The sequence below is a fragment of the Bacillus sp. FSL K6-3200 genome (genome assembly GCF_038630485.1).
Taxonomy (GTDB): Bacteria; Bacillota; Bacilli; order Bacillales; family Bacillaceae; genus Bacillus; species Bacillus safensis.
In genome coordinates this window covers 246,046-258,797 of the sequence record NZ_CP152032.1, presented here as the reverse complement: position 1 = coordinate 258,797, position 12,752 = coordinate 246,046, and the positions used below count along the sequence as shown (strand labels likewise).

The following is a 12,752-nucleotide window of genomic DNA, read 5'->3' as shown; positions in this document are numbered from 1 at the left end:
AATTCAATCTAGCAAAAGGGAGTGCAAAACATGGTAGAAATTTATCAAGATTTTATTCCAGTTGGAAACGGAAACCGCCCAGGATACGCCATGACACCGATGTATGTCACGGTGCATAACACAGCAAACACGTCAAAGGGGGCGGATGCGAAAAGTCATGCAGCATATGTGAAACGCCCAACGACAGCGGAAAGCTGGCACTTTACAGTGGATGATCATGAAATCTTTCAGCATCTGCCGTTAAATGAAAATGGCTGGCATGCAGGGGACGGACATGGAAATGGTAACCGAAAGTCGATCGGCATTGAAATTTGTGAAAATGAAGATGGGAATTTCCAGCAAGCGGTCAAACATGCGCAATGGCTCATCCAAAAGCTGTTAAAGGAACATAACATTCCACTAGCGAATGTGGTCACACATCAGCATTGGTCTGGAAAAGCATGTCCTCGCCTGCTTCTCGCTACATGGGATGAATTTAAAAAAGGAATTGAAACAGCAGGAGAACCGGAGACGGTCATCACGTATGTTGTCAAAAGCGGGGATACGTTAACGAGTATTGCTAAAGCTCATGACGTCACAGTACAAGATATACAGAAGTGGAATAACATTAGCGACCCGAACAAGATTCAAATTGGACAGGTTCTTAAAATTTATCGAAATGATGGAAAAATGATGTATGAGCTGCCAGATGGGATTTTAAAGGTGACTTCGCCTTTAACGAAGGGAGAGCACGTACGACTCGTCCAAAAAGCGCTTGCTGCTGTTTATTTTTATCCTGATAAATCGGCTGCAGATAAAGGCATCGATGGCGTTTACGGGGAAAAAACGGCAAATGCCGTAGCACGCTTTCAGCTGGTGAACGGGCTGACAAGTGATGGGGTATACGGCCCTAAAACGAAGGAAAAGCTGCTTAAACTGTTAAATCAGTGAGTGTTTCTGTTTGTATGATTGAATGGCTGTTTCACTTTTTTCAATTAATCGCTGAGTATATGGGGAAGGCTGATATTCGGCAAACTGAACATATCTCAGTTGTTTGATTTTCTTTTTCATTTTGGCACCTCAATCGTTGCAGCGTATGGTGTATTGTATGCAAGTCTATGTAAAAATGGAATCAGGACGCGGATTTCGTTCCGCGTCCTTTAGTGTAATCAAGCCTTTTTGTTTTTATACTCATCCAGAAGCTGTTCATTCTTTTTAAAAATTCGCTCAGTATGGGGGCTTACCTTATAATCGGCCATACTGATATGGCGTTTTTTCTTTAAAATCTTAAAAGGGTTTTTCTTGCGATTGTTGTTATCCCCTTGAAGTGCGTGGTCCATCTTCATCACCTTCCTCTTCGTCAGGCAAGATTAGGTCATAAATTGTTGTAAGTGATGTCATTAATAAATAGTCGAACTCCGTGACAATCTCATCGGAGGTAAGCTTAATGACAAAATGAGCATCTGCTACAGAAAATGGGATGAGCACCAAATGACCGAAATCATCGTAATATACTTCCTGCCTGTCAAGCTTCGCCTGAATAAGAGCCCGCTGGTCAAGTGTCCGAAGCAGGTCGTCTTTTTGTTCCTGCATATCGTATGGACAAAGCACCGCTTGAATATTCATCTTGTCGGCAAAAGAATAAATCAGCCGCTCAATTCCCTCTATATATGCCTCTACACTTCCATAATATACATGGATCGGTTCATTTTTCAATAGGTATTGGTACGTTTTTAGTTTATTGAGGTAGGAATGAAGCAAATCGTTATTTTGTTCAAGGAGTTGATGGGTGTCGGTTTCCAGCTCATGATTTCCGAGTTTCTTTATATAGGAGCTGAGAAAGATGAAAGCATCGGTTAATGCGAAAAAAACGGCAATGATCAAGTAATGCATCCAATCGGTGAAAATCGAAGAAGGGTCATTTGTCCAGTACACAACAGCACCTGCTACATAAATCCAATACCACGTTTTACGAATGGCAAACATCTTTTCTTTTACTTTTTGTTCAAAACGCCATACTGCAAATACATACACAGCAAGAGCACCTAGCAATAACCATACGGTCAATTGAAAAAATAATAGCATGTTCTTCTCTCCCATAGACAGATGAATACTTGTTTATTTCTATGGATATGATTGGAAAACCTGCTTCATGAAAAAATGTCCTGCAGGTAAAAGGGGTTTGGGTGTGCAGACAAATAAAAAAAGACCTGTCAGACAGGTCTTTAAAATTAGAGAATCGCATTTAACACGAAGTATATAAGAGCTCCTAGAGTTCCTGAAATCGGTAATGTGATGACCCAAGTGACAAGCATACGTTTTGCCGTACCCCAGTTTACCCCTTTGACTCTGTGTGCAGAACCTACACCTAGAATAGAAGATGAGATAACGTGAGTGGTACTAACAGGTAAGTGAATAAACGTCGCACCGAAGATAATAGCTGCACCCGTTAAGTCGGCAGATACTCCGTTTACTGGACGAATTTTCATAATTTTACCGCCGACTGTTTTGATAATCTTCCAGCCGCCAATAGAAGTACCTAGTCCCATTGCAAGAGCACAAGAGAATTGTACCCAGAAAGGAATGTCGTCTGTTGTATGCAAATTACCTGCAATTAAAGCCATCGTAATAATACCCATTGCTTTTTGCGCATCGTTTGTTCCATGGGTATACGATTGCAGTGCAGCCGTTAAAATTTGAACACGTCGGAATTGTTTATTTGTTTTTGCGAGATTGTTGTTTCTAAATATAATTTTGATAATGGTATACACGATATATCCCAATACGAAAGCTAGGATAGGTGAAAGCAAAAGTGCTTGAATGATTTTAATGAATCCCGAATAGTTTAAAGCGCCAAAACCGGCAGAGGCAATAACAGCTCCTGCAATTGATCCGATTAGTGCATGTGAAGAACTACTCGGAATCCCGTAATACCAAGTAAGCAAGTTCCATGTGATGGCGGCAATTAAAGCAGCCAAGATCACAACAGAGCCGTTTTGAAGTGTAAATGGATCTGCGATATCTTTTGTAATGGATTTTGCCACACCTGTAAATGTCATTGCTCCTAAGAAGTTCATGAACGCTGCCATGATAATCGCATGTCTAGGCTTTAATGCCTTCGTTGAAACTGAAGTCGCAATGGCATTTGCTGTATCGTGGAACCCGTTAATGAAATCAAAAGCAAGTGCACAAATGACAATAAGTATGGTAAGGATGAGTAATGTGTCCATGTTTAACTAACCCCGTTACGCATTCTTCATAATGATTGTTTCTAGATTGTTGGCAACACTTTGACAGGAATCAGCGATTTCTTCAAGTGTTTCGTAAATTTCTTTGTATTGAATCACTTTAATTGGATCTGTTTCTTTTCCAAACAAGTTCTTTAATGATTTACGATGAAGATTGTCACAATTATGTTCAATCTCTTTGATCTTGATTGCGTGCGGATGAATATCTTTCAAGCGATTTTCAGCTAGTAAATCAATTGTGATTAAAATTTCTTTCGCACACTCTCTGATGTAGTGGCTGAATTTGTCGATATGTTCGTCAGAGCTTGTGATTGAGTAAATTTCTAATGTTGCTGAAAAATGCTCAATTCCATCTAAAACATCATCGAGGCTATTCGTCAATTGAAGAATGTCTTCACGTTCAATCGGTGTAATAAAGGCTTTGTTCAGCTCTTTAATCATGGTATGAACATGATTATCACCTTTTGTCTCATATTCCTTCAATGTGTCAGAAAATTCTTTCAGAGTGGTTTGATTTGTTACTTTATAGCTAACAAAATACTCAGCAGTTTCATCTAAATTTTTAGCAATCTCCGTTAACAAGACGGAAAACTTGTCTTTTTTCCTTTTTAACATGTAAAAACCCTCCATTGTATAAATGAGACAATGCACACATCAAATAATTATATATTCTTTTGTCGAAAAAAAACAGGTGTAGTCGAAAATTTCTTCACTTTTTCTATTTGATCTTATTCTGACCTAAAGATGTGATCTCAACACACCTTTTTCGAAAAGGGGAAAAGCAGCAAAAAAAGCGGGCCATTTTTGGCACCGCTTATAGGCTAAGAAGCCGAATGAATCAGCTTAAACCTTTCACAAACAAGAAGCATATCCTCTTTGTAATCTAATCCGTATGATTGGAGTGCTTCTGTGAAAAATTCTTTATGTTCTCTATACCAATAGTCATAAGATAAATCGCCTTCACCTTCTGCTTGTGCAAATGATTCGGGGACTTCATTCATAGGCATGACATCTACTTGTGTGATTTCAATGATGGCTTTTGGCTCTTCCTGGCTGTCCAAAATGACCGCATATTGTCCAGGTTGTGGAAGCGGCTCCTGTTCCTTTTCATAAAACAGATGTCCAGAACAAGTGGCTGTTTTTTTTCCTTGCTTTACAAGATCAAGCAAATGATCAGGATCTGAGCCGAATGCCCACGCCGAAACAAACGCGTCAGCAGGTGCTTTTTCTGATTTCTCTTTCCAATAGTCTTCCCAAAATAATCTGCTTTTATTGTTCACCGTTTTTCCCCCTCTTTGTTGTATTGATTATACCTTGAAGCCGAATCATTGGAAATACTGTGTCTTTATTCCTAATGATTGGATATGCCATATGTTTTGAAAAACAATGTTCAATTTGGGAAATGTAGGATGATAGGATGAAAATTTTTGAAATTTTAGAATAATCTATTGTATTCTGGTCAAGAAGTCGGTAAGGTCAAAGTAAGAATATGGAAGGGGTGTTGTTCATGAAACGCATTTCTCTAACTGTTTTGTCCATATGTCTGTTTGTTTTCTCGTTTTTTCTGCCAGTCAGCCATGTCAATGCGAACGAATCACATGGGAGTAAAGTAGCTGTTGGGAAAGATGGCATGGTGGCTACTGCTCACCCGCTGGCATCAGAAGTAGGTGCTGATGTATTGAAGAAAGGTGGAAACGCAGTGGATGCTGCTGTTGCCATCCAGTACGCACTGAATGTGACAGAGCCAATGATGTCTGGAATTGGCGGTGGTGGTTTTATGATGGTTTATGATGGAAAGACAAAAGAAACATCCATCATCAATAGTAGAGAAAGAGCACCACAAGGCGCAACACCTGACATGTTTTTAACAGATGAGGGGAAAGTCATCCCATTTGCTGAGCGGTCCACACACGGAAATGCGGTTGGTGTTCCAGGGACAGTAAAAGGCCTCGAGGCAGCATTAGATAAGTGGGGGACCCGTTCGATGAAGGAATTGATTGAGCCTTCCATTCAGCTTGCAGAGGATGGATTTGAAATCGATTCTGTTCTGGCACAAGCCATTGAAGATCATCAAGGAAAGCTGAAAAAAACGGCTGCAGCGCCAATCTTTCTTCCAGATGATCAGCCGCTCAAAGAAGGCGATCTGCTTGTACAGCCAGGTCTTGCAAAAACATTTAAGCTCATTGCGAAAAAAGGAAGCAAAGCATTTTATGAAGGAAAAGTAGCAAAGGCACTTGCAAATACAGTCCAAGATTTTGGCGGAACGATGACAACTGATGACATTGGTCATTATGAGGTCAAGACTGACAAGCCTATCTGGGGAGACTATAAAGGATACCAGCTTGCAAGTATGCCTCCACCAAGCTCGGGCGGGGTGTTTATGCTGCAAATACTCAAAATACTAGATCACTTCAATCTATCTCAATATGACCCCAAATCATTTGAAAAATATCAGCTGCTTGCTGAAACAATGCATCTCTCCTATGCTGACCGTGCTGCATATGCAGGCGACCCCGAATTCGTAGATGTTCCACTAAAAGGACTACTAGACGATGATTACATTTCAAAAAGAGCCTCACTCATTCAATTAGATCAAATGAACAAAAACCCGAAAGAAGGAGATCCATGGGCGTATGAGGATGAAAAAAATCCATCCCCAATTGTCCCGCAGCCAGAAGATAAAACCATTGGCGAGACCACTCATTTTACAGTTGCTGATCAGTGGGGAAATGTCGTGTCATACACAACAACCATTGAACAGTTATTTGGTACAGGAATTCTTGTTCCGGAATACGGCTTTTTCTTAAATAATGAATTAACAGATTTTGACGCAAGACCAGGTGGAGCAAATGAAGTCCAGCCAAATAAACGTCCATTATCCAGTATGACCCCAACCATCATATTCAAAGATAACGAGCCGGTCATGACTGTGGGCTCACCTGGAGGAACGACCATTATTGCTTCTGTTTCACAAACCATTCTGAATTTGCTTGAATACGACATGGAGCTTCAAGATGCGGTGGAAGAGCCACGGATTTATACAAACAGTACAACTTCTTACCGTTACGAAGAAGGTGTTCCCCTTGATGTGAGAACGAAGCTAAATGACATGGGTCACCGTTTTGGCAGCTCACCTATTGATATAGGAAATGTGCAAGCTTTACTCATTGATCGAAAAGCAGGGACATTTACTGGAGTAGCTGACTCCTCGAGAAATGGAACCGCTGTTGGTGTCAATTTAAAGCTATCTGCCGATTAAGACCATTTCCCGGAAAAAGAATCGCCTCTTCAAGATGGCGTTTCTTTTTTTGTTTAAATGAAAAACAGAGTTGACACCTGTGAATAGTTTGAATAATATATAGACTAACATCAATCATACATAGCTGATCGGACAACCGAAGGCTCTTGGCAATTTGAAGTACAGGACTGTGATGTATTTCAGATGGCTAAGGGTCTTTTTTGCGTATGAAACGGCAAGGTTGGTGTCACTATTATTTGATAACGGGGAGCGGGATAACATGAAAAAGTGGAAATGGGTCTGGGTCGTGACCATCATATTCGTCTTGGCTGTGACGAGTACTGCATGCTCAAACGCAAACGAAGCTTCAAAGCAAAAGGGAAAGGTTGAGCTGTTAAATGTTTCGTATGATCCTACACGTGAATTGTATCAGGAATACAATCAAGCCTTTCAGACGTATTGGAAAGACAAAACTGGTGAGGATGTCACGATCAAGCAGTCTCACGGTGGATCAGGAAAGCAGGGAAGATCGATTATTGATGGACTCGAGGCAGATGTGGCAACACTGGCTTTAGGGTATGACATTGATGCGATTGCAGATCGCGGACTGCTTTCGAAAGATTGGCAAAAAGAATTTCCAAATCAGTCAACACCGTATACATCGACCATTGTGTTTCTTGTGAAAAAAGGGAATCCCAAAAATATTAAAGATTGGGACGACTTGATCCGGCCAGGTGTTTCCATCATTACGCCGAATCCCAAAACGTCCGGCGGTGCGAGAGGGAATTACTTAGCTGCATGGGCTTATGCAGATAAAACATTTCATGGGAATGAAGAAAAAACAAAGGATTTTGTCAAAAAGCTATATGAACATGTCGAAGTCCTTGATTCAGGTGCACGCGGAGCCACAACGACCTTTGTTGAACGCGGTCTTGGGGATGTGTTAATTGCATGGGAAAATGAAGCCTATTTAACGCAGCACGAACTAGGCAAAGACAAATTTGAGATTGTCACCCCATCGATTAGTATTCTAGCGGAGCCGCCCGTTGCGGTCGTTGATCAAAATGTGAAACGTAAAGGAACAGAGAAAGTGGCGAAGGCTTATTTAGATTATTTATATTCTAAAAAAGGGCAGGAAATTGCCGCGAAAAACTATTATCGCCCTAGAAATCAAGAAGTCTTAAATAAATATAAAGACCAGTTTAAAAAGATTGATATGGTGACGATTGATCAAGCGTTTGGCGGGTGGAGAAAGGCGCAGAAAAGATTTTTTGATGATGGCGGCTTATTTGATCAAATATACAGCGGACAAAAATAGGGGGCGATGTGATGAAGAAAGCACATGCAGCCGCCAATAAAAGAAAACGTATTTTGCCTGGATTTGGGCTGAGCCTTGGGGTGACGCTCGTTTATGTGAGTGCGATTGTCGTCATTCCTTTATCCATGGTATTTATTTGGACGGCTTCATTAGGAGCAGAGGGGATTTGGAAAGTTTTTACCGATGCAAGAGTATTGAAGTCGCTTCAGCTGACCGTGACGACTTCCTTTACAGCTGCTCTCATCAATGCAGGGTTTGGTGTACTGATTGCCTGGGTTCTTGCCAGGTACACATTTCCTGGAAAGAAAATCTTAGATGCCCTCATTGATTTGCCTTTTGCTCTCCCAACAGCTGTTGCGGGTATTGCCCTGACCACCCTTTATTCTCCTAATGGATGGATTGGTCAATTTCTGCATATCAAGGTGGCGTACACGCCGATTGGGATTATTTTGGCACTGATTTTTATTGGCATTCCATTCGTTATCCGAACCGTTCAGCCTGTCATAGAAGGGCTGCAGCAGGAAGTAGAAGAGGCTGCGGCGATTCTTGGTGCGACAAGGAGACAGACCTTTTTTCACGTACTGCTGCCTGCCTTGTTTCCTGCGGTGATGACTGGATTTTCACTTGCGTTTGCAAGAGCACTAGGTGAATATGGCTCTGTTGTGTTTATTGCTGGAAATATTCCGTTTAAAACAGAAATTACACCGCTGATGATCATGTCCAAACTTGAACAGTATGATTATCATGGTGCCGCAGCAATTGCATGCTTGATGCTGCTTCTTTCGTTTTTCATCCTGTTATTGATTCACGGCATTCAGTGGTATGTTGAGCGGAAAAAACAAGTATACGTGAGGTGAAATCATTGGAGAGAGAGCTTAGTCAACAGCACCATGTTCAGTATAAAAGTCCTGTAACCGAATCTAAAGCGGTGAAAATCCTATTCATTACGGTAGTGTATGCTTTTTTGATTTTATTTTTACTCATACCGCTGATCGCCGTTTTTTCAAAGGCATTTGAGAAAGGGTGGAGTTCATACCTTCTGGCCATCTCACATCCAGATACACTAGCGGCGATCAAATTGACCGTTTTCATTGTCGTCGTCACCTTACCGCTTCAAATGATCTTTGGGGTTAGTGCTGCATGGCTTATCACAAAATTTAACTTCCGCGGAAAACGTTTGTTAACGACTGTGATTGATCTTCCGTTTGCCGTTTCGCCTGTGATTGCTGGACTTGTATTTGTGCTTTTATTTGGTTCAAACGGGCTTTTAGGGCCTTGGCTTATGGCGAATGGATGGAAAGTCATTTATTCTGTACCAGGCATGATCCTAGCCACCATATTCGTTACATTTCCGTTTATTGCTAGAGAGTTAATCCCGTTTATGCAGCATGAAGGCATTCATGAGGAGGAAGCATCGCTCACACTTGGTGCAAACGGATGGAAGACTTTTTTCTTTGTGACACTGCCAAATATCAAATGGGCTCTTTTTTACGGTGTCATTTTAGCCGGGGCAAGAGCGATTGGTGAATTTGGTGCCGTGTCGGTTGTATCAGGTCATATTCGAGGGATGACCAATACGATGCCGCTTCATATCGAAATTTTATACAATGAGTATCAATTTCAAGCCGCTTTTGCTGTGGCGTCTCTCATGGCGTTTGTGGCAGTCATTACTTTAATCATTAAGCAAATCATTCAGCAGAGGGATCACCGGCTTGGCAAGCGGTCAACATAAATGGAGGGATCGGCCTTGGGGATTATAGCAAAACAAATTTCAAAACAATTTGGTCAGACAAAGGTTTTGCAAAACGTGGATTTATCGATAAGAAATGGTGAATTGATTTCTTTATTAGGACCATCTGGTTCTGGGAAAACGACGTTATTAAGAATCATTGCAGGTCTTGATTACGCCAATTACGGGCAGATTTTATTCGGAGATCAGGATTACACACACATTCCAGTACGAAAACGGCAGATCGGTTTTGTGTTTCAGCAATATGCGCTTTTTCGAAATATGACTGTTTTTGATAATGTGGCATACGGGCTGAAAATTAAACCTAGAGGAGAAAGACTGCCTAAAAAAGACATCAAAGAGCGGGTACACGAGCTTTTAGAGGTTGTTCAGCTTACGCAGTATGAGCAGCGGTATCCAGATCAGCTGTCAGGCGGTCAAAAGCAGCGTGTAGCATTGGCGCGCGCACTTGCCGTTCAGCCAAAGGCACTCCTCTTAGATGAACCATTTGGTGCACTTGATACAAAGGTGAGGAAAGAATTAAGGCATTGGCTGAAAAAAGTTCATCGTGACTTTCAAATGACCACCATTTTTGTGACACATGATCAAGAAGAAGCATTCGATATTGCTGATCGTGTCGTAGTGATGAATGAAGGAAGAATCGAAAAAATTGGCACAAAGGAAGAAATGGCAGTACAGACTGACAATCTATTTGTATCTGAATTTTTAGATATAGGAAGCCACATTTAACAAGAAGTATAGAAGGTAAGAAGGAAAAGACGCGGTGATCACTGCGTCTTTTTTTTTATAAAAATTCCCCTAGGAACATTGACTTATAATTTCGAATATTATAATATCTTTACAAAGGTAACAGTATTGAACATTTTTCAGAACGCATAATTGTAAGCGCTTTATAAAAGGTTCTATTCTAAAATGTTCTTTCTTTTTGTTACATGTGTTCATATTTATACCAAATGAAAGGGGTGGTTGTTTGAACAGCTTGTTTGAGTTAGATGAACAACTGATTAAGCTGCAGTTCGAAGCATCTTCGAGAGAGGAGGTGACCACATATTTAGCAGGGCGGTTAGAAGCTGGAGGGTACATTAAATCGAGCTTTTTACCAGCAGTGCTTGAAAGAGAAAAAACATATCCTACAGGTCTCCCGCTTGCAACTTTTGGGGTGGCGATTCCGCATACAGATCCTGAGCATGTGAACAAACCGGCGATTAGTGTAGCTACTTTAAAGGAACCTGTCGTGTTTCATAAGATGGGGAGCCCCGATGAAACAGTGCAAGCCAAAATTGTGTTTGTCCTAGCAATCTCTGAGCCTAGCAAGCAGCTTGTGATGCTGGAGAAGCTGATGACACTTTTTAGAAAAGAAGAAGTGATGACAAAGCTGTCTCACATGACCTCTTATGAAGAAGCGGCTCACTTGCTTCAACAAGAGCTAAACCAATAATCATTCATGAAATGATGTAAGCGCTTTATCTGAAAAATTCAGGAGGTGGATGTATGATCAAGCAAGCCGTCGATTTTATATTAGACCTTGGACCAACTATTATGCTCCCGATTATTATGACGCTTTTCGGTATGATTTTAAGGCAGGGCTTTAAGAAATCCTTCAGGGCCGGTATTACGATCGGAATTGGATTTGTCGGTGTTAATCTTGTCATTAATTTGCTCGTGAGCGGTCTTGGGCCAGCAGCGAAAGCCATGGTTAATTCCCTTGGGCTAAAGCTCGATATTTTGGATGTTGGATGGCCGATTGGAGCTGCCATATCCTTTGGTACACCTGTTGCCCCGCTCATGATTCCTCTTGTGCTTTTATTAAATGTCATCTTATTGTCCGTGAACTTTACGAAAACGCTGAATGTGGATATTTGGAACTTCTGGCATTTGATTTTCGCAGCCTCTGTTACTTACTACGCTTATCATAATATGTTCTTGGCTCTTGCTGTTGGCTTGATCGTCTCTGCGATCACGCTAAAATTAGCCGATTGGACAGCGCCGACAATCGAACACCATTTCGGATTAAAAGGGGTATCGATGGCTCATGCTGAAACGGTCAACTTTGCACCGCTGATGTATGCGTCAAACCGCGTCATTGATAAGATTCCTGGTTTAAACAAAATTCATGCTGATCCAGAAACATTGAAGAAACGCTTTGGCATCTTTGGCGAACCGCTTGTGATGGGTCTCATACTTGGTATCATTATTGGTCTTCTCGGCGGCTATGATGCAAAAGGCGTGATGACGCTCGGTATTCAAATGGCGGCAGTTCTTGTCTTAATGCCAAGAATGGTTGCGTTATTAATGGAGGGACTCATTCCAATCTCTGAGGGCGCTCGTTCTTATATTCAAAAGCGTTTCCCGGGAAAAAATGTTTATATTGGTTTAGATACAGCAATTGTTATTGGTCATCCAGCGAATATGGCGGTAGCCCTTTTAATGGTGCCAATTACGATTTTGCTCGCTGTTGTTCTGCCTTACAATGGCATGCTCCCGTTTGCTGACTTATCGGTTCTGCCATTTACAGTTGTCTGGGCAGTAGCAGCCGCTCGTGGAAACATTATTCGCGGTCTTATTAACAGTATTTTTACATTAATGATTGTCTTCTTTATCGCAACGAACCTTGCACCGCTTGCCACAACAATGGGGAAAGCAGTCGGCTTTGATTTCCCAGAAGGGGCAAACATGATTTCAGGTATTGATCTTGGTTCTCACGTTATTCCTTGGATCATGGTGAGACTTCTTGATCCGAGCAACCCTTACTTTATTGCAGCGATCATCTGTGCTCTGGCTTATGCGCTTCTATGGTACTGGGTGCGAAATGATATTAAAAAGCAGTATGCGAAAGAAATGGGCTTAGATCAGAAAGACCAATAAATGAACTGGAGGGATTCTAATGGCGAAGAAAATATTAGTATCATGCGGAACGGCAGTTGCAACATCAACGGTTGTGGCTAAAAAGGTAGAAGAGACGTTAAAGGAAAAAGGATATGATGTCGTCGTGGAACAGTGTAAGGCATCTGAAGTCCCGCAAAAAGCGGAAGGCGCCGATTTAATTGTGACGACAACGCCTGTAAGTGATACAAAAGGGACACCTGTGATTCAAACATTATCCTTTTTAACTGGATTTGGTATTGAAGATGATATCGAGAAAATCATCGATCATATCAAGTAGAAGACTATTGCAAGGAGGAGCTTTCGAGCTCCTTCTAGTGATCTGAAAGGAGGAAG

General features: G+C 41.4%; 15 protein-coding genes. 9 read left to right on the top strand and 6 right to left on the bottom strand.

Translation table 11 applies throughout. The annotated features are described in order from the left end of the window. Positions 1–30 precede the first annotated feature (30 nt). Complete coding sequence (locus tag MHI60_RS01355; RefSeq protein WP_144485047.1) at positions 31–930, top strand: N-acetylmuramoyl-L-alanine amidase; 900 nt, start codon at positions 31–33, stop codon at positions 928–930. Here MHI60_RS01355 and MHI60_RS01350 read toward each other — a convergent pair. The 6 genes from MHI60_RS01350 to MHI60_RS01325 form a co-directional block, all read right to left on the bottom strand. Continuing rightward, the gene (locus MHI60_RS01350; protein WP_141211629.1) at positions 919–1,050 is read right to left on the bottom strand and encodes a type II toxin-antitoxin system SpoIISB family antitoxin; all 132 of its coding nucleotides are present in this window, start codon (positions 1,048–1,050) and stop codon (positions 919–921) included. The two genes, MHI60_RS01355 and MHI60_RS01350, sit on opposite strands and share 12 nt — an antisense overlap. A gap of 98 nt (positions 1,051–1,148) precedes the next feature. Beyond that, positions 1,149–1,325, bottom strand: coding sequence for a type II toxin-antitoxin system SpoIISB family antitoxin (locus MHI60_RS01345; RefSeq protein WP_078061713.1), 177 nt, complete (start codon positions 1,323–1,325; stop codon positions 1,149–1,151). Further along, positions 1,294–2,064: a type II toxin-antitoxin system SpoIISA family toxin gene (locus tag MHI60_RS01340; protein WP_024424960.1), complete on the bottom strand. Its 771-nt coding sequence runs from the start codon at positions 2,062–2,064 to the stop codon at positions 1,294–1,296. The genes MHI60_RS01345 and MHI60_RS01340 overlap by 32 nt, the downstream gene beginning before the upstream one ends. A gap of 146 nt (positions 2,065–2,210) precedes the next feature. Next, positions 2,211–3,209, bottom strand: a complete 999-nt coding sequence (locus MHI60_RS01335) for an inorganic phosphate transporter (protein ID WP_017359158.1) — start codon at positions 3,207–3,209, stop codon at positions 2,211–2,213. A gap of 15 nt (positions 3,210–3,224) precedes the next feature. After that, positions 3,225–3,842 carry a DUF47 domain-containing protein gene (locus MHI60_RS01330; protein ID WP_024426775.1) on the bottom strand — a complete coding sequence of 206 codons (618 nt, stop codon included), beginning with the start codon at positions 3,840–3,842 and terminating at the stop codon, positions 3,225–3,227. Between the two features lie 206 nt (positions 3,843–4,048). After that, the gene (locus tag MHI60_RS01325; RefSeq protein WP_144485049.1) at positions 4,049–4,507 is read right to left on the bottom strand and encodes an ASCH domain-containing protein; all 459 of its coding nucleotides are present in this window, start codon (positions 4,505–4,507) and stop codon (positions 4,049–4,051) included. Positions 4,508–4,734: 227 nt separating this feature from the next. Between MHI60_RS01325 and ggt the strand changes: the two genes are divergently transcribed. The 8 genes from ggt to MHI60_RS01285 all read left to right on the top strand — a co-directional run bounded on the left by ggt (position 4,735) and on the right by MHI60_RS01285 (position 12,696). Then, on the top strand, positions 4,735–6,486 hold the full coding sequence (gene ggt, locus MHI60_RS01320) for a gamma-glutamyltransferase (protein WP_144485051.1): 1,752 nt from the start codon (positions 4,735–4,737) through the stop codon (positions 6,484–6,486). A gap of 259 nt (positions 6,487–6,745) precedes the next feature. After that, positions 6,746–7,783, top strand: coding sequence for a sulfate ABC transporter substrate-binding protein (locus tag MHI60_RS01315; RefSeq protein ID WP_342502664.1), 1,038 nt, complete (start codon positions 6,746–6,748; stop codon positions 7,781–7,783). 11 nt (positions 7,784–7,794) lie between these two features. Further along, the gene (cysT, locus tag MHI60_RS01310) at positions 7,795–8,640 is read left to right on the top strand and encodes a sulfate ABC transporter permease subunit CysT (RefSeq protein WP_111291258.1); all 846 of its coding nucleotides are present in this window, start codon (positions 7,795–7,797) and stop codon (positions 8,638–8,640) included. Positions 8,641–8,645: 5 nt separating this feature from the next. Continuing rightward, positions 8,646–9,515 carry a sulfate ABC transporter permease subunit CysW gene (cysW, locus tag MHI60_RS01305; RefSeq protein WP_144485053.1) on the top strand — a complete coding sequence of 290 codons (870 nt, stop codon included), beginning with the start codon at positions 8,646–8,648 and terminating at the stop codon, positions 9,513–9,515. Positions 9,516–9,530: 15 nt separating this feature from the next. Beyond that, positions 9,531–10,262 carry a sulfate ABC transporter ATP-binding protein gene (gene cysA, locus MHI60_RS01300; RefSeq protein WP_186437319.1) on the top strand — a complete coding sequence of 244 codons (732 nt, stop codon included), beginning with the start codon at positions 9,531–9,533 and terminating at the stop codon, positions 10,260–10,262. A gap of 241 nt (positions 10,263–10,503) precedes the next feature. Continuing rightward, on the top strand, positions 10,504–10,971 hold the full coding sequence (locus MHI60_RS01295) for a PTS sugar transporter subunit IIA (RefSeq protein WP_144470248.1): 468 nt from the start codon (positions 10,504–10,506) through the stop codon (positions 10,969–10,971). A 53-nt stretch (positions 10,972–11,024) separates the two neighbouring features. Then, entirely contained in the window at positions 11,025–12,398 is a 1,374-nt protein-coding gene (locus MHI60_RS01290) for a PTS transporter subunit IIC (protein ID WP_035700436.1), read from the top strand. A gap of 19 nt (positions 12,399–12,417) precedes the next feature. Continuing rightward, complete coding sequence (locus MHI60_RS01285; RefSeq protein WP_003212259.1) at positions 12,418–12,696, top strand: PTS sugar transporter subunit IIB; 279 nt, start codon at positions 12,418–12,420, stop codon at positions 12,694–12,696. Positions 12,697–12,752 lie beyond the last annotated feature (56 nt).